Consider the following 16,329-nt stretch of genomic DNA (forward strand, 5'->3'; position numbering starts at 1 on the left):
TGCGTTAGAGAACGCCCGCACCCGCGAGCTCGGTGAGGCCCGCGACCGAGTCCGCAACACCTTCGGAGGTGGTGTTGCCGACCAGGCCGCCGACCACGGGGAGCCCGCCGGTCGCGCCGCTCACCGCGTCGAGACCGGGGACGGCCGGGAGGGCCTCTTCGTTGAGGTCCACGTTGGAGGCCTCGGTGGTCGAGAGCTCCTTGTGGCTGTGGTGGTGGTCGTGGCCGCCGGGGATCTCGGCGTCCGAGCCGCCCTCGCACGAGGCGGTGGCGTGGCCGAGGATCGCGATGGCGTTGCCGCACACGTTGACCGGGGCCTGGATCGGGGCGAAGATCTGGTTGCCGTTGCCGAGGCCGATGTTGTCCTGGGTGGTCAGGTTGCCCGCGCCGGAGTAGTCGGCGTCGGCGCCGCCCTCGCAGCCGGCGTCGGACGCACCGCCGACGGCGACCGCGTTGCCGCAGGCGTTGATCGGCGCCTGGATCGGCGCGAGCAGCTGGTTGCCGGACAGGGCGCCGTAGTTGCCCTGGGTCAGCGTGTCGGACTCGGCCTTGCCGGACTCGGCGGTGCCGGATTCGATGTCGGCGTGCGAGCCGCCGGTGGACCAGCCGCCGGCGACGCCGCCGACGGCGGCGGCGATGCCGCTGATGTCGGTGGGGGCCTGCACCGGGGCGAACGCCTGGTTGCCGTTGCCGAGACCGGTGTTGTTCTGCGTGGTCAGGTCGCCCGCACCGTCGTAGTCGGCGGTGGCGCCGCCTTCGCAGCCCGCCGAGGCGGTGCCGAGGACGGCCGCGGCGACGCCGCAGATGTTGATGGGCGCCTGGATCGGCGCGACGACCTGGTTGCCCGACACGGCGCCGACCTGGTCCTGCGTGGTGACGTCAGGGCCCGAGGCCTGGGCGGTGCCGACGCCGGCGACGAGGACGACCCCCGTTGCGACGAGGCCGGTCTGCGCGGTCTTGCGTGCCCATGAGTTGTTCACGAAGTCTCACCTTTCAGGGAAATGGTTCTTGCTGTTCCATCACGTATCCCCCGTGAAGCTCCGTGGCCTCGAAAGCTTGTTCGCGTCCGGCAGGCTGGGTCCTGCGGTTGGACGGGGTGCTTTTTGAGACCGGGAGAGTTTTGTCTGGCTGCTTCTATTCCTGGTACTGCCTTGCTCGGCCGGTAGGGCCGCCCGGGCGGTCGGCACCTGAGGGTGCCGAGCGGACCGCTCGCGAGCCGCGGCTGTGCACCGCCGCGGGACTCCTCGAGCCGTTCGCGTCTGACCCGGGCGGGCCCTTCGACCGTGATCCACAGCGCGCCTGGAGAAGCGCGCGCCGCAGGTATGCGGTGTGGTTCGCCGCCTTAGAAGGGCAGCGGGACCGGAAGGCCGCCGCCGAGGCCCGAGAGCAGGTCGGTGACCGGGTTGCCCGCGGGCTCGTCCTGGTCGTTCTGGTCCTTGACCTGGTCTTTGACCTGGTCGGCGACCTTGTCAGCGGCGTTGCCGCCCTTGGCTTCCGCGTCGGGACCGGAAGGCAGCAGGGCGTTCACGCCGGGGATCGAGTCCACCGCGTCCAGGCCGGGGACCTTGTCGGTCACCTTGTCGGTGACGCCACCGGCCAGACCGGTCACTGCGTCGGGAGACACCGGAAGCCCCCCGAGGGCTTCCGGAGTCGTGGTGACGAGGTCGCCGGTCGATTCCGGAACCTCGGTGTCGGCAGCCTGGGCCGCCGTGCCGGCGAGCAGCAGAGCCCCCGTAGCGAGTCCTCCGACGAGGCCCGCCGTACGCAAAGTGCGCATTTTCATCTGCTTCGTTGCCTTTCTCCGTACCTCACGGACACTGGTCGACGGCTGGGGAAGCAGCGCGAATCGACCGCCGTGCGGTGCAAGATCGCTGAATTGTCAATGGGTGACCAGCGGCTCGAGGCAGTGCGGACGCCTTAGAGGCGTCGCTGCTGCCGATTGCGGACCTCAGCCGCGACCTGGCCGGCTGGATCGCCGGCGAGTCGAGGACCGCGCTCGCTGTTCAATGGGCCGGTGACACTGCGGCCCGGCCGCTGTGACGCGGCCACACTGACTAACTGGAGAGGCTCGGGTGCGGTTACGCCCAGACGCGAAGAAATTCGAAAACATTGCGTCGTTGCGCACCACAAAGATGTGGATGACTCATATGTCTGCCCCGGCACGCGAAGCGGCCCTCCACCTCCGGCTCTGCCAAAGGTGAAGGGCCGCAACCCGAAAGCGTGAAACCGACTACTGCACGCGGCGCAGGATCATCGTGTCCGAATGCCCCGCGCTCCCGTTCTCGCCGTCGCCGCCGCCCCGCTTCCTGCGGATGATCTTGATGGTGCGCGCGACCACGAACCACAGGAACAAGAGGCCGATGACCCCGACCACGATCTTGCTCAGCAGCCCCGAGTACTCCTCGATCACCGGCTTGATCGCCGGACCGAACCAGAACCCCAGCCCGATCCAGATCCCGTTCCAGATCACCGAACCCACCAGGGTGTAGCCCGTGAACTTCCAGAACGGCATCTTCTCGATCCCCGCCGGCACCGAGATCGCACTGCGCACCAGCGGCAGGCACCGGCCCGCCAGGACCGCCACCCCGCCCCACCGGGCGAACACCTTCTCCGAACGCTCGAAGTCCTTGAGCTCCAGCAGCGGGAACTTCTCGAAGATCCACCGCGTGCGCTCGCGCCCGAACGCGTACCCGACGTAGTAGAGGATGTACGCGCCCGCCATCGAACCGAGCGCGGCGAAGAACATCGCCAACCAGACGTTCATCTTGTTGTCGTAGGCGAGGTACCCGGCCACCGGCAGGATCAGCTCGGACGGGATGGGGGGGAACACCGACTCGATCGCGAGGGCGATGCCGACCCCGACCTCGCCGAGGGTCTCGATGAGGCCGAGCACCCACTGGATCAGGTCGCCCTGCCCCTCGGCCTCAGGGATCTCAGTCGACGCGGTGGCCAGTGCCAGGCCTTGGCTGAGGAAGTTGGTCACGCCGCCAGCGTAACCGGCTCACTTTCGCCCCCGCCTCGGTCGTCTGACCGACATCGCCCCGCGCTCGGGGGCCGTTCGGCGGACTCCGCGCGGCCAGGTGTCGCAAGGCGTGCGGAGCCGGGCCATACTTAGTGGTAATTCCGCGCTTCTTACGGCTCGCACGCCCGGTGACGGCCCGTTCAGCGCACGCGGATCGCAGTTGAGGGGGGCTTCGATGAGTCGCACGGTCGGGCCGTACACCGATGTCACGACCGCGCGCGTCGAAGGCGCCTACGAGCTCTGCGAAGGCCTCGACGAGAGCGCCCGGCCCGTGCAGATCCTCACCCTCGGCACCACCTCCTCCAAGGACCCCGCCCGCCGCGGCCTCCTCTCCGACACCGTCGCCTGGGCCTACGCCACCGCCGGACCCGAGGACGCCCCCATCCTCGTCGCCGACCTCGAAGCCGAGCAGCCCTACGTCGTCGTCCTGCGCGACACGCGCCTGCGCGGCGCCGACCGCATCATGGACCGGCTCCTGTCCCTCGGCCCCGCCACCGGACCCCTCCCCGTCGGCCCCGCCGCCGCGGCCCAGCGCGCCGCCCACCAGATGGCCGCCGCCCAGCGCTCCGCCGCCCCCGCCTCACCCGCGGGCTTCTCCGGGCAGCCGTCGCCCCCGCCCCCGCCGATGTCCCCGCCGGTGGTCATGATCGCCGCCCCCAAGAGGCCCTCGCAGCTCAAACCGATCCTCATCGGCATCGGCTCCGTCGTGGTCGTCCTCGCCCTCGTCATCGGCGTCTGGGCCGTCCTCTCCGACCCCGCCGGCGACGGCGCCGACAGTTCGGCCGACGCCCCCACGACCGCCGCGGTCGACGGCGTCTCCCAGGGCCCCGCCGCCGAGCCCACCGAAGGCACCGCCGGCAACGAAGTGCCCCAATGGGACCCCGAGGCACCGGCCGAACGCGTGGGCGGCAGCGCCTACGCCGACGACGCCGCCACCGCCACGTTCGCCGCCGCGAACTGGCCCTTCGCCTTCAAGGTCCCCGACGACTTCACCTGCGCCGAAGACGGCGCCAGCGCCGTCTGCACCGCCGCCGACGGCGAATCCGAGATCACCGTCGGCTGGCTCCCCTGCGCGGGCGACTGCCCGCGCTCGGCGCGCAAGATGATGCGCGAAGCGCTCCCCTACCAGCCACTCGAAGAGATGGACGGCGGCATCGCCTACGCCGAGCGCGACGAGGTGTACGGGCGCTGGCGCGGCTCGCTGAGCGTGTTCGTGACCGACCCCCACGGCACCTTCCAGGCCTGGGCCACCGCCGACATCGCGTCCGAACGCGAGGACGAAGGCTGGCACGTCTTCAACGACGTCCTCAGCCAGGCCCTGTCGAAAGCCGCCGAATAGCGGTCAGGCGCCCTCGCGCTCGTCCCAGCTCCGCAGCGCCGCCTCGATGATCTCCGCCGACGACGGCGCCGACTGCGAGACCGCCGGACCGAGCGCGTGCTCGGCCAGCACCTGGCCGTACGACTCGCTCTTGTAGGAGCGCAGCAGGTTCTGCGCGGCCTCCCGCTCGGCCTCGCCCAGATCGGCGCGGGACAGCATCGGGTACTCGAACTGCCCGGCCTGCGCCGCGCCCGCGGGCGCCTGCAGATCCGGGTCCCCGGCGGCCATGACCTCGGGCGCGGACATCACGGCCGCGCCGTCGCCGCCTTCACGGGTGTGCTCGTCGACCCCGAACATGATGATCCACATGAGACTCGCGGCGTGCCCGCGCGGATCCCGGAGCGCGACGTCGGCCTCGTCGAGGAGCACCCCGTCACTGCTCTCGCCCGCGGGCAGGGCCAGGCCGACGGCGGCGCTGGCGGTCGACTCCTGGAGGACGTCCCACTGGCCGGCGAGGTCGGCGCCCTCCGCGTCGGGGAAGTTGCGCCAGAGCACGGTCTCGGGGATCCACACGTCGGCCTCGGTCCCGGCGACGGCGTTGCCGGTGACGGCTTCGACGGTGATGCGGGCGCACACGTCGGAGCCGCGGGAGGGCGCCCCGCCGCCGGCGGCGACGAAGTCCTCGAGTGCCGCGGCCATCTCGGGGGCGGCGGCCACGTGCAGGTCCACTTCCGTCCCGCAGGACTGGACGTGGGCGATCGCGGCGTTGAGGGTGTACGCGGTGACCGGGGCGAAGACGGCGAGCAGCGCGAGGCCGCCCAAGAGGCGGCGGCCCTCCTTGGAGAGGCGCCCGCGTCTGCGATGCACACCGGTCATGTGACGAGTGTATGACCTGACGCAAGCTCAGTCGAGCTCGCGTTTTTCAGTTATCCGATGTTGACTGTCCGTGCCGCACACGCGCATTGCGCGCGGCGTGCACTTCCGGCCCCAGGATGGAGCGCTCGCGGCCGACCCGGTACGCCGGCGGGCCGGCCGTGCTCGTCCATGTCCCTTATCGGCGCCGCGGACGGCGCTTCGGCGGGGTCAGCAGATCGGCGACGATCCGCATCGTCTCGGGGACGAGGCGGAAGTACGCCCACACACCGCGCTTGTCGCGCTCGACGACCCCGGCCTCGGCCAGGATGCGCAGGTGGTGGCTGACCGTGGGCTGAGAGAGCCCGAGGGGCTCGGTCAGCTCGGCCACGCAGGCCTCTTGCTCGGGAGCGGCCTGGATCAAGCTGATGAGCTGGAGACGGTTCGGATCGGCGAGTGCTTTGAGGACACCCGCGATTCGTTCGGCGTCGGATTTGGAAAGCGTTTCGCCGCTAACCGGCGAGACGGGCGTCTCAGCCTCGACGGTGACTCGCACCATGATCGTGTTCCTTCCGGATTGGTCCCAGTCGGTACCGGATTCAGCCGCACTGCCATTAATCCAGTTCCAACCCTAAATATGCCCTCGCGGTGTGGCCGGGCGGTAACGACGACGCTTCCGGCTCGCAAAGGGTTTCGGTTCCTTCGGATCTCGTTCGGGCTGCACCAAGTCCCTGACCGGATCCACCGCCGAGATTACGCCTGCCTTGCCAGCGGATCTACCGTTGACACAAGATCAGTTTGCAGGCCACAGCGACGGTTATTCAGTTAATGTCGCACTACCTGGAGTTATATCTAAATCTACCAATATTTAAGCGGTTGCCGTCTCGTGATTGAGATCCGGTTCACGCGATTCCTTCGGATCGACGTCCCAATATATAGAACATCTTGATTTCGAGCGTAGCGCGATACCGCCACTCGCGCAGCCCGCTTATGTTTCAGGTCCGTTACATGGGCTTGAGAAAGCGCACATCTGTGCGCAAAGCGAAGGGCGGGGCCGATCGGCCCCGCCCTGCAATCGCTTCACGCAGGCGGACTCAGGGGCGCGGCCGGGCCGTCGAGTCGCGCTCGATGAGCTCGGCTGCGACCAGCAGCTCGTCGGGGTATTCGGCGTCCTCGACCAGGGCCGCCTCCAGGGCCTTCACGCCCATGTCGTGCAGCGGGAGCGCCACCGTCGTGAGCGAGGGAGTGAGGTCGCGCACGATCGGGATGTCGTCGAACCCGGCCACCGAGACCTGGTCGGGAATGCTCACGCCGCCCTCGCGCAGCGCCGTGCACAGGCCCGTGGCCTGCACGTCGCTCGTCACGAACACGGCCGTGGGCAGCGGCTCGCCCTCGAGGAGCGCCCGCCCGGCCTGGTAGCCGCCGTCCCGGCTGAACTCGGCGGAGACGTGCACGACCTCGGCGTCCTCGGGCAGCGCCGAGAGGAACCCTTCGCGCCGCTCGCGCACGACCTGCAGCTGCTCGGGGCCGGCGACCACCGCGAAGCGGCGGTGGCCCTGCTGGGAGAGGAACCGCGCCAGGGCGGCCGCGCCCTCGCGGTTCGCCGGGCGCACCACGCGCCCGGGCAGGCCCGGCTGACCCACGCTGACCACGGTGGCGCCCAGTTCCAAGAGGTCCGAGAGGTGCTCGGCGAGGCGCTGCTCCGCGGCCTTGTCGGTGGTCCGCGAACCGGCGACGATCACCGCGCGCGGGCGGTAGCCGCGCAGCGAGTCCAGGTGCTGCACTTCGGAGTCGGGGTCGATGCCGGTGTCGGCGATGAGCACGCGCACGTTCCGGCGGGCGGCCTCGGCGAGGACGCCGCCGGCGATCTGCCCGAAGTACGGGTCGGTCACGTCGTGCAGGAGCAGGGCCACGGTCTGCGAGGTCGCGCGGGCGAGGACCTGCGCGCCGACGTTGGGGGCGTATCGCAACCGGCGTGCCGCCTCGCGCACCCGCTCGCTCAGCTGATCGCTCACCCGGTGGGGCGAGCCGTTGAGCACGCGAGAGGCGGTGGCCACCGAGACGCCGGCGGCTCGGGCGACGTCGGCCAGTCGGGCCGGTTGTTTGCGTTCCATCTCGCTGAGGCTACCCATCTGCGGAAAGCGCTGCTCAAGCGGTCCGGAAACGCCGTTCCCTCCACACTCGCCAGACCACATACGCAACAGCCGCAACGCCGACGCCGACGGCCGCGGCCTTGAGCGGATTCGGGCCGGAGAGGGGCTGGCGCAGGGCCACGGGGCGGCGGAACGTCAGCTGCGGCCAACCCTCCTCCTGGGCGAGTCGGCGCAGGCCGCGGTCGGGGTTGACCGCGCGCGGGAAGCCGACGGTGCGCAGCATCGGCTCGTCGGTGATCGAGTCGGAGTACGCGAAGGACGCGTCGAGGTCGATCCCGCGCGCGGCGGCGAACTTCGTGACGGCCTCGGCCTTCGCGGGCCCGGCGGCGTAGAAGTCGATCTCACCGGTGTACCGGCCGTCATCATCGATCTTCATGCGGGAGGCGATGACATCGGTGGCGCCGAGCATCCGCCCGATGGGGGCGACCATCTCCTCGCCGGAGGCGCTCACCAGGACCACGGCGCGGCCGGCGGACCGGTGCGCTTCAATGAGGGCGGCGGCCTCGGCGTAGACGGACGGGGCGATGAGCTCCTCGAGCGTCTCGTTCACGATCGACCGGACCTCCTCGGCGGGCCAGCCGCGCGAGAGCGCCGCGATCTGGTCGCGGGTGCGCGCCATCTGCACCTCGTCGCCGGAGCCGCCGAGACGGAAGAGCAGGTGCGAGTACGCGACTTTGAGGACGTCGCGGCGGGCGAGGAGCCCGCCCTGGTAGAGCGGACGGGAGAAGGCGAGGCTGCTCGCCTTCGCGATCACCGTCTTGTCGAGGTCGAAGAAGGCCGCGCCGGGGCGCGTGCGGCCAGGCGCCGCTACCGGTTCGAGCGAGAGTGCCGATGAGCCGTTGCTCGTCTCCGCTGCGTTCATGCCGCAAGTCTAAACAGCCGTACAACCCGGTTTCGATCACTTGTCCCCGGGCGTGAGAGTGTCGCGGCGGCTCCCGCCGCCGTACCGGGTGCCCCGGGATACCCGCCCATTCCCACCTTCACCACTACCAGTGAAAAGGACACCCTCCCATACGGGTCCGACAGCCCTGCCCCCGATTTTTCGAACACGGCCCCGTCGCCGCAGGTCGGACCGGCCCGGCGCGGCACCGCGGGACCCGGCCGGCATGTTCGAACAGGGCCCTGTCAGGGCCGGAACGTAGGCTGGCGCCATGTCGAAGAGCCAGCGAATCGCCTACGCGTGCGGCGCGTGCGGAGTGCGCGTCCCCAAATGGGTCGGGCAGTGCCCCGACTGCGGCGAATGGGGCTCGATGGAGGAGACCGCGGCCCCGCCCCGCCAGAGCATCGGCACCGGCTCCTCGGCCCTGCCCGCCGCGCGCCGGCCCGCCAAGCCCGCCATGCGCATCGGCACCGTCTCGGCCGCGCAGGCCGCGAGCCTGCCCACCGGCATCGGCGAGTTCGACCGCGTCATGGGCGGCGGCCTCGTCCCCGGCGGCGTCACCCTCATCTCCGGCGAGCCCGGCGTCGGCAAGTCCACACTGCTGCTCGAAGTCGCCCACCGCTTCGCCGAAGCCGGGTACGGCAAGGCGCTCGTCGCCACCGGCGAGGAGTCGGCCGCGCAGGTCCGCCGCCGCGCCGACCGCACCGGCTGCCTCTCCGAGGAGCTCTACCTCGCCGCCGAGACCGACCTGGGCGCCGTCCTCGGCCACGTCGAAGACGTCAAGCCCGGCCTGCTCATCCTCGACTCCGTGCAGACCGTCATCGCCCCCGACACCGACGGCGTGCCCGGCGGCGTCACCCAGGTCAAGGCCGTCGCGACCGCCGTCACCGCGGAGGCCAAGTCCCGCAACATGGCCGTGATCCTCGTCGGGCACGTCACCAAGGACGGCGGCATCGCCGGCCCGCGCGCGCTCGAGCACCTGGTCGACACGGTCGTCCACTTCGAAGGCGACAAGCACTCGATGCTGCGGCTCCTGCGCGGCGTCAAGAACCGCTTCGGCCCGGCCGACGAGGTCGGGTGCTTCGAGATGACCGAGGACGGCATCGTGTCCCTCGCCGACCCCTCGGGCCTGTTCCTGGACGACGCCCCCACCGAGCCCACCCCCGGCACGTGCGTCACGGTCACGATGGAAGGCCGCCGCGCAGTGCCCGTCGAGGTGCAGGCGCTGCTCGGCAAGTCCGTGAAGGACGGGGGGATCCCGCGGCACACCGTGTCGGGGCTCGACCAGGCCCGACTGAACATGGTCCTGGCGGTGCTCACCCGCCGCGGCGGGATGCGCCTGCTCGACCGCGAGGTGTACGCGACCACGATCGGCGGCATCCGGGTGCGCGAGCCCGCGTCGGACCTGGCGCTGGCACTGGCGCTGGTGAGCGCCGAGCAGGAGATCGCGGTGAGCGCGGACCTGGTGGCGATCGGCGAGGTGAGCCTCACGGGTCAAGTGCGGCGCACGGTGAACGCGGACCGGCGCATCGGCGAGGCGGCGCGGCTCGGTTTCAAGACGGCGATCGTGCCGAAGGGTTCGGTCGCCGAGCGGCACCGCGGGATCGAGGTCGTGGAGGTCGAGACGATCAACGACGCGAAGCAGGCGGCGGCGCGCACGTGGGCCCGCCGCGGCTGAGCGCGGGCGCCGGAACGGTCCGCCGCGGGACCGCGCGGTCCGGCCACGACGCTCCGCAGTGGACTTACTCGGCCCGCGTTCAGGCCCGTCGCGGCCCGATCGGGTCGTAGGGGCGTGCGGCCACCGTCTCGGCCTGGTCCGCCAGGAGGCCGCGTTTGCGGTTCAGGTCGGCGATCTGGTCGTCGAGCCGATCGAGGGCCCCGCGCATGACCGCGTGCGAATGGTCGCAGTGCAGCAGCCCTTCCTTGGTGGCGCAGGGGATGAGGTGCCGGATCTCGGCGGTCGACACACCGGCTTCGAGAAGCCTTCGGATCTGCTCGACCCGCATCAGGGCGTCCTCGGGGTAGGTGCGGTAGCCGTGGGCGTCCCGTTCGGGCAGCAGGAGCTCCTGCTCCTCGTAGTAGCGCAGGAGCCGGGTGCTGACTCCGGTGCGGCGCGACAGCTCGCCGATCAACATGGTGACCTCCGGCACAAGTGTGTGGCCTTCACACTGATGTGAAGCCATAACGTCGCGGGCATGACGAACATTTCCGCACAGCGCCCCGCGCTCACTACCGAGATCCACGGCTCCGGTCCGGGCATCGTCCTCGCCCACGGCGGCGGGGGCCGGATCGAGTCCAACTTCGGAACGCTCATGCCGCTCCTGGCCGAGGGCCACACGGTCACCGCCTCCTCCTACCCGGCGGACGACACGGTTCTGGACCTCGACTCGCTCGCCGACGCCCTGGTCGCGGCGGCGGCGACCGAGCGGTTCACGATCATCGGGTTCTCGCTCGGCACCGCCGTCGCGGTGCGCGCCGCCGCCCGCCACCCCGAGCGCGTGCAGGGGCTCGTCCTCGCGGCCGGGATCGCCCGCGCCGACAACCGGCTGCGGCTGGCCCTCGACCTGTGGCGCTCGCTGCTCGCCTCCGGGGACCGGGACTCGTTCGCGCGGTTCGTGCTCGGTTCGGCGTTCAGCGCCGATTTCGTGAACGGGATGGCCGCCGCCGACGTGGCCGCCGCTGTCGACCAGCTCGCGGCGAACATCCCCGGCGGCACGGCCGCGCAGGCGGCCCTGATCGCCGCGGTCGACACCACGGGCGACCTGGCCGGCATCGCCGTGCCGACGCTCGTCATCAGCGCGACCGCCGACCTCCTGGTGGACCCGGCGAACCACCGCTACCTCGCCGAACGCATCCCGGGCGCGGAGTTCGCCGAGGTCGAAGCCGGGCACGTGCTCATGGCCGAACAGCCGGACGCCTGGCACGGCCTGGTGCTCGGCTTCCTCGACCGGCACGGCCTCTGAGACGGCCGGGGCGGCGCCCGGCCGACGCCGGACACCGCGGTCCGGCGCCGCCCGCCGCGCGTCGAGACGGTTGGCGTCCGCACTGCCGCGGACGCCGCCCCGGTCGCCATCCGTCGCCTACAGGCCCAGTCTGGTCAGGTCGTTGCGGGAGGCCACGCCGAGCTTCGGGTAGGCCTTGTACAGGTGGTACCCGGCCGTGCGGGGGCTGAGGAACAGCTGCTCGCCGATCTCGCGGTTGCTCAGCCCGGCGGCGGCGAGGCGGACCACTTGCAGCTCTTGGGGAGTGAGCTTGTCCGCGAGGTCCGGGGCGGCCTCGATCGGGCCGGCGTCCCCGGCGGCGCGCAGTTCGCGGCGGACGCGTTCGCTCCACGGCTCCGCGCCGAGCCGCTCGAACACCGCTGCGGCGGCGCGCAACCGGCTCTTCGCCTCGTTGACGCGCCGGGCCCGGCGCAGCCACTCGCCGAGGATCAGATCGGTGCGGGCGCTCTCGAACGGGAAGCCGTCGTCCTCTTTGTGCAGTTCGGCGGCGCGCTCGTAGTGCGCGCCCGCCTCGCGCTCCGCCGCGAGCAGGCCCCGGCAGCGTTCGACCTGCGCCATCAGGTGCGGCTGCCCGCTCGCTTCGGCCCACTGGGTGAACCAGTCGAACGCGTCCGCCGTCCGCTCCGGGCCGCCCGTGCGCACGGCCGCCTCGACGGCGACCGGGACGAGCGCGAGCACCTCCCCCGGGGCGTTCGAGTCGAGGTGCGCCATGAGCCGGTCCAGTGCTTCCTCATTGCGGCCCATGGAGAAGTCGAGCAGCGCCTGCGCGTTGTCGATGGCCACGACCGTCTCGCCCGGAGAGTCGGCGCACGCCGAGTCCAGGAGTTCGCGCACCCGCTCCTCGTCGCCGCGCAGGGCCGCGATCGGGGCGAGCACGTGCGCGCGCGCCTTCACGGGCCCGATCCGCTGACCGAGCTCGATCGAGAGCTCCACCGCGTTCCACGCCAGCGCCTCGGCGTCGTTCCAACGGCCCCTGTGGAACTCGGTGAACGCGTTGAGCGTCAGCGCCCTCGGTAGTGCCCCTGCCGCGCCCGAGGTGCGGGCGGCGCTCACAGTGCCCGAAGCGGTCTGCTCGGCGGCGTCGACGTCGCCGATGAGGGTCTGCCACCAGGCGACCATCGTCCGGTTCTCGGGCGAGACGGACTCGCCGAAACCGGTGTGGATGCCGATGAGGTTCCGCAGTGAGGCGACCGCTTCGGCGACGGTGACCGTGCAGGAGCGGTTCAGGCCGGCCGTGGCGTTCGCGAGGTCGCGCACCCACGGCGCGTGGTCGATGCCGAGCCGCTCGGCGTACTCGGCGGCGACCTCCGCGCGCGAGAAGTCCCCTGCCTGCCAGGCGAGTTCGACCGCCCGGAACAGCGGGTAGCCGGTCGAGGTGATGTCGGCGGCCACGTAGTGGTCGGCGGCCTCCATGTACAGGCGGTAGGACTCGCGGACGTCGTTGTCCCACGCGGCGATCATCGCGGCCATGAGGGTGGCGCGGGCGAGGATCGCACGGTCCTCGGTGAACCGTCCGATCTGGGCGGTGAGGGCGCGGGCCTTGGGGCCGTTGCCGGCCGCGACCGCGGCTTCGGCGGCGCGCAGGAGCCTGCGGCCGCGCTCATGCGGGTCGGGCGTGAACGCGGCGGCGCGCTCGAACACCGTGTACTCGTAGCCGTGGCCGCCGCAGGAGGAGCCGCACTCGGCGGAGGCCTCCAGGGCCGCGGCGACGTCCTCGTCCGGGCCGGTGGCGGCAGCGGCCAGGTGGTACACGCGACGGAAGTCGGCCGCGCCCATCACCTCCGCGTAGACGCGGTGGACCTCCAGGCGGCGGAACACCGGCGCGCCCTGGTAGGCCGCGGAGCGGATGAGCGGGTGGCCGAACGTGAAGCGGTCGCCGTGGAAGTGCACCAGCTCGTCCGCTTCGGCGGGCGCCAGGTCAGTGAGCTGGGCACCGAGCTTCCCGGCGACGTCGATGACGAGGCCGGTGTCCGCCGAGTCGTCGGCGCTGATGACGAGCAGCAGCGTGCGGGTGGGCTCGGGGAGGCGGTCGATGCGGTCGCCGAACACCTGCTTGAGGCGGCTGGTCGTGGAGCGGCGGCCGGTCCAGTCCGCGGCCAGGCGCGCGTCGGAGTCGACCAGCGGGAGTTCCAGGAGCGCGAGCGGGTTCCCTTCGGCCGCATGGAGGAGCTGGCCGCGGTCGGTGAAGCCGTGGGTGCCGAGGCGCTCGGCGAGGAGGGCTGCGGCGGCCTCGTCGTCGAGCGGGCCCAGGCGCAGCTCGTCGAGGCCGGGCGCCGGGAACTCGGGGGCGTACCCCTCCCGGACGGTGAAGACCATCAGCGCCGCTTCGGCCGCAAGGCGTTTGGCGATGAACAGCAGGACGTCCGCGGAGTCGGGGTCGAGCCAGTGGGCGTCCTCCACGACGCACAGCACGGGCCGGTGCCCGGACGCCTCGGTGAGCAGGCTCAGGGCGGCCAGGCCGACGGTGAACCGCAGGTCCCCGGGCGGCGCGTCCTTCTCGGGAGCGGCCGAGAGGCCGAGGACGCGGGAGAGGACGCACGCGTGGTGCTCGGGTATCGCCTCGAGGTGCCCGGCGAGGGGCAGCAGGAGCGCCTGGAGGCCCGCGAAGGACCAGGCGTGCTCGGACTCGACGCCGGTGCAGCGCAGCACGGTCATATCGGCGGCGCTCTCGGCGGCGGCGGCGGCGGCGACCAGACTCGACTTGCCGATGCCCGCTTCGCCGCGCACCACCAGCGCCGAGCCCCGGCCCTCGCGGGCGGCGGCGAGGTGGTCGGCGAGAGCGGCGGTCTCAGAATCGCGTCCGTACAGCACGCCAGCAACGGTACCTGCGCTTCCGCCTCCCGTCAGGACCCCGGACCGGGTCTTAGGACGATTTGCCCAGACCCGGCCCGGCGGGGGCTAGAACGGGTTCGGCAGCGGCGTCGCCTTGCGGGCGTTGGCCAGTGCCAGCGCCCACCAGTGCAGCTCGTCGAGGAGGGTCTTGGCCGCCGACTCGGTCTCGCCGAACTTGGTGAACTCGCCCCGGTCGTCGAAGTGCTGGTAGAAGCGCGGGAACGCGATGGTGTTGCGGATCGTCATGGTGCGCAGCTCGGGGAAGATCTGGCGCAGGTGCTGGGCGGCGTTCTGGCCGCCGGTGATCTTGCCGCCGTAGGTGACCATGCCGACGGGCTTGGCGGCCCACTCGTTCATGTAGTAGTCGATCGCGTGCTTCAGGGACGCGGGGATCGACATGTTGTACTCGCCTGAGACGACCACGAACGCGTCGGCGCGGTGGAGCCGCTCGGAGAGGGCCGCGACGGGCGCGGACGGGTCGGCCTCGGTCGACCACATGTCGTCCTCGACCAGGTGCTGGGGCAGATCGGCGTCGAGCAGGTCGATGAGGTCGACGTCGAATCCGCCGTGCTGCTCGGCGACGCCGGCGATCCACTTGGCGGGGGCGGGGGCCCAGCGGCCCTCGCGGGTCGAGCCGATGATGACGGCGAGGTTCAGCTTGTCGCTCATGGTGGTTCCGTTCCTTCGTGGCTTCGGGCTGGTGAGGACGAAGCTACGGACGGACCGACCGGGGGGACATCCGTCGACCGACTGGGCGGCGACTGGAACCGCCGGGCACGTCGCCGCCGGCGGGGTGCTGCGGCCCGCGGCGCAGTGACCGGTCGCGGATGCCCGTCGAGCGACGGATGCGGGGCAGGTCGACCGCCGCTTAGCGTGGCCGCCATGACTACTACTACGGCAAACACCGCGGCCACGGAGGCCACTGCCACCCGATGGGGGGCGATCCTCGCCGTCGGCTTCGCGCAGCTCGTCGTCGCCGGCGGCATGTCCACCCTCGCGGTGGCGCTCCCGGCGATCCGCACCGACTTCACCGTGACCGAGGCCGCGACGGCCTGGGTCCTGCTCTCCTACGCGCTCCCGGTGGGCGCGGTCGCGATCGCCGCGGGGCGCCTCGCCGACCGGGCCGACCTGCGGGCCGTCGCCGTGTTCGCCATGGCGGCGTTGACGATCGGCTCAGTGGCGGCGGCGCTCGCGCCCTCGTTCGGGCTGCTGCTGGCGGCGCGGGCGTTCGGCGGCCTGCTCGGCGGGGTGCTGTTCGGGATGACCGGGCGCATCATCGTCACGTCGGCGGCGCCGACGCAGCGGGGCCGGGCCATGTCGGCGATCGCGCTGATGATGACGATCGGCGGCATGGGCATGGTCGGCGTGGGCGGGTTCCTCATCGCGGCGTTCGACTGGCGGGGCCTGTTCTGGGTGCTCGCGGTCATGTCGGCGATCGCGCTGGTGGCGATGGCGGTGACGGTGCCGAGCAACGGGACGGGCCTGCCGCGGCCGGACCGGGCGCTCCTGGTGGACGTGGCGACCTCGGGTTCGGCGATCGCGGCGTTCCTGCTGGCGTTCGAGTACGTCGACTCCGATCCGTGGATCGCTTTGGGGGCGATGGTGTCGAGCGTGGTGCTGGGCGCGGTGTGGGTGCGGCAGAAGACGTCGGCGCCGACCGTGGCGCTGCTGCGGTCGCCGCAGGTGAGCGGGGCGCTGCTGAGCCTGACGCTGATGTCGGGGGTGGGCGGCCTGCTGAACTTCAGCCTGCCGTTCCTGCTCACGGATGTGCAGCGGGTGCGCCCGGAGCTGGTGTCGACGGTGATGCTGACGTTCATCGGCGGTGTCGCGCTGATGACCCCGGTGGCCGGGTGGCTCGCGGACCGGTTCGGGCCGGGAAGGGTCTCGCTGGCCGGTGCGGGGCTGGTGATCGTGGCGGTGGTGCCGCTGCTGTTCGTGGAGGCGGGGACGGGCCTGGTGGACCTGGGTGCGCGGATCGGCTTGCTGGGCTTGGCGTTCGGGGTCTTCAACAGCCCGATGAACGCGTACCTGCTGAACTCGGCGCCGCCGGAGCAGTCGGGGACGGCGGGGGCGTTCATGGCGACGACCCGCACGATCGGCACGTCGCTGGGACCGGTGCTGGCGGCGCTGGCGTGGGGGCTGGGTTCGACGGCGGTGGACGGCTACCGGCTGTCGGCGTGGACGATCGCGGCGCTCCTGCTGCTGGGGGCGGCGCTGCAGGTGACGACGAAGCCGTGGCGGACCCCGGCCCCGGCGGCGGCGTGACCGGGG

14 protein-coding genes are annotated in these 16,329 nt (G+C 71.7%); 4 read left to right on the forward strand and 10 right to left on the reverse strand.

Translation table 11 applies throughout. The features are described from left to right. Window positions 1-4: 4 nt before the first annotated feature. The 3 genes from QWI33_RS19330 to QWI33_RS19340 form a co-directional block, all read right to left on the reverse strand. Window positions 5-979, reverse strand: a complete 975-nt coding sequence (locus tag QWI33_RS19330) for a chaplin family protein (protein ID WP_289958791.1) — start codon at window positions 977-979, stop codon at window positions 5-7. A gap of 362 nt (window positions 980-1,341) precedes the next feature. Further along, window positions 1,342-1,776, reverse strand: coding sequence for a hypothetical protein (locus tag QWI33_RS19335; protein ID WP_289958792.1), 435 nt, complete (start codon window positions 1,774-1,776; stop codon window positions 1,342-1,344). Between the two features lie 453 nt (window positions 1,777-2,229). Further along, window positions 2,230-2,982: a DedA family protein gene (locus tag QWI33_RS19340; protein WP_289958793.1), complete on the reverse strand. Its 753-nt coding sequence runs from the start codon at window positions 2,980-2,982 to the stop codon at window positions 2,230-2,232. Between the two features lie 214 nt (window positions 2,983-3,196). Here QWI33_RS19340 and QWI33_RS19345 point away from each other — a divergent pair, with 214 nt between their 5' ends. Continuing rightward, on the forward strand, window positions 3,197-4,360 hold the full coding sequence (locus tag QWI33_RS19345) for a hypothetical protein (RefSeq protein ID WP_289958794.1): 1,164 nt from the start codon (window positions 3,197-3,199) through the stop codon (window positions 4,358-4,360). A 3-nt stretch (window positions 4,361-4,363) separates the two neighbouring features. Here the strand turns inward: QWI33_RS19345 and QWI33_RS19350 are convergent, their stop codons facing one another. From QWI33_RS19350 to QWI33_RS19365, 4 genes are all read right to left on the reverse strand, one after another. Further along, complete coding sequence (locus QWI33_RS19350; RefSeq protein WP_289958795.1) at window positions 4,364-5,215, reverse strand: hypothetical protein; 852 nt, start codon at window positions 5,213-5,215, stop codon at window positions 4,364-4,366. 175 nt (window positions 5,216-5,390) lie between these two features. Beyond that, window positions 5,391-5,750 (reverse strand): ArsR/SmtB family transcription factor, encoded by a 360-nt coding sequence (locus QWI33_RS19355; protein WP_208497819.1) that lies wholly within the window; start codon window positions 5,748-5,750, stop codon window positions 5,391-5,393. Window positions 5,751-6,285: 535 nt separating this feature from the next. Beyond that, on the reverse strand, window positions 6,286-7,305 hold the full coding sequence (locus tag QWI33_RS19360; RefSeq protein ID WP_289958796.1) for a LacI family DNA-binding transcriptional regulator: 1,020 nt from the start codon (window positions 7,303-7,305) through the stop codon (window positions 6,286-6,288). 34 nt (window positions 7,306-7,339) lie between these two features. Beyond that, window positions 7,340-8,206, reverse strand: coding sequence for an HAD family hydrolase (locus tag QWI33_RS19365; RefSeq protein WP_289958797.1), 867 nt, complete (start codon window positions 8,204-8,206; stop codon window positions 7,340-7,342). A 289-nt stretch (window positions 8,207-8,495) separates the two neighbouring features. Between QWI33_RS19365 and radA the strand changes: the two genes are divergently transcribed. Continuing rightward, window positions 8,496-9,902 carry a DNA repair protein RadA gene (gene radA / locus QWI33_RS19370; RefSeq protein ID WP_289958798.1) on the forward strand — a complete coding sequence of 469 codons (1,407 nt, stop codon included), beginning with the start codon at window positions 8,496-8,498 and terminating at the stop codon, window positions 9,900-9,902. 79 nt (window positions 9,903-9,981) lie between these two features. Here the strand turns inward: radA and QWI33_RS19375 are convergent, their stop codons facing one another. Further along, on the reverse strand, window positions 9,982-10,359 hold the full coding sequence (locus tag QWI33_RS19375) for a MerR family transcriptional regulator (RefSeq protein WP_289958799.1): 378 nt from the start codon (window positions 10,357-10,359) through the stop codon (window positions 9,982-9,984). A gap of 60 nt (window positions 10,360-10,419) precedes the next feature. Between QWI33_RS19375 and QWI33_RS19380 the strand changes: the two genes are divergently transcribed. Continuing rightward, on the forward strand, window positions 10,420-11,187 hold the full coding sequence (locus QWI33_RS19380; protein ID WP_289958800.1) for an alpha/beta fold hydrolase: 768 nt from the start codon (window positions 10,420-10,422) through the stop codon (window positions 11,185-11,187). Window positions 11,188-11,304: 117 nt separating this feature from the next. Here the strand turns inward: QWI33_RS19380 and QWI33_RS19385 are convergent, their stop codons facing one another. Continuing rightward, window positions 11,305-14,037 (reverse strand): helix-turn-helix transcriptional regulator, encoded by a 2,733-nt coding sequence (locus QWI33_RS19385; RefSeq protein WP_289958801.1) that lies wholly within the window; start codon window positions 14,035-14,037, stop codon window positions 11,305-11,307. 87 nt (window positions 14,038-14,124) lie between these two features. Beyond that, complete coding sequence (locus QWI33_RS19390; RefSeq protein ID WP_289958802.1) at window positions 14,125-14,727, reverse strand: NADPH-dependent FMN reductase; 603 nt, start codon at window positions 14,725-14,727, stop codon at window positions 14,125-14,127. 213 nt (window positions 14,728-14,940) lie between these two features. Between QWI33_RS19390 and QWI33_RS19395 the strand changes: the two genes are divergently transcribed. Next, entirely contained in the window at window positions 14,941-16,323 is a 1,383-nt protein-coding gene (locus tag QWI33_RS19395; RefSeq protein ID WP_289958803.1) for an MFS transporter, read from the forward strand. The last annotated feature ends 6 nt before the right edge of the window (window positions 16,324-16,329 follow it).

The organism is Glycomyces tritici (assembly GCF_030403505.1).

What these genes read in the sequence shown, in the direction of transcription:
- QWI33_RS19380 (WP_289958800.1), top strand. Translation starts at nt 10,420, where the DNA reads ATGACGAACATTTCCGCACAGCGCCCCGCGCTCACTACCGAGATCCAC.
- QWI33_RS19395 (WP_289958803.1), top strand. Translation starts at nt 14,941, where the DNA reads ATGACTACTACTACGGCAAACACCGCGGCCACGGAGGCCACTGCCACC.
- QWI33_RS19345 (WP_289958794.1), top strand. Translation starts at nt 3,197, where the DNA reads ATGAGTCGCACGGTCGGGCCGTACACCGATGTCACGACCGCGCGCGTC.
- QWI33_RS19350 (WP_289958795.1), bottom strand. Translation starts at nt 5,215, where the DNA reads ATGACCGGTGTGCATCGCAGACGCGGGCGCCTCTCCAAGGAGGGCCGC.
- QWI33_RS19335 (WP_289958792.1), bottom strand. Translation starts at nt 1,776, where the DNA reads ATGCGCACTTTGCGTACGGCGGGCCTCGTCGGAGGACTCGCTACGGGG.
- QWI33_RS19375 (WP_289958799.1), bottom strand. Translation starts at nt 10,359, where the DNA reads ATGTTGATCGGCGAGCTGTCGCGCCGCACCGGAGTCAGCACCCGGCTC.
- QWI33_RS19355 (WP_208497819.1), bottom strand. Translation starts at nt 5,750, where the DNA reads ATGGTGCGAGTCACCGTCGAGGCTGAGACGCCCGTCTCGCCGGTTAGC.
- QWI33_RS19390 (WP_289958802.1), bottom strand. Translation starts at nt 14,727, where the DNA reads ATGAGCGACAAGCTGAACCTCGCCGTCATCATCGGCTCGACCCGCGAG.
- radA (WP_289958798.1), top strand. Translation starts at nt 8,496, where the DNA reads ATGTCGAAGAGCCAGCGAATCGCCTACGCGTGCGGCGCGTGCGGAGTG.
- QWI33_RS19365 (WP_289958797.1), bottom strand. Translation starts at nt 8,206, where the DNA reads ATGAACGCAGCGGAGACGAGCAACGGCTCATCGGCACTCTCGCTCGAA.
- QWI33_RS19360 (WP_289958796.1), bottom strand. Translation starts at nt 7,305, where the DNA reads ATGGAACGCAAACAACCGGCCCGACTGGCCGACGTCGCCCGAGCCGCC.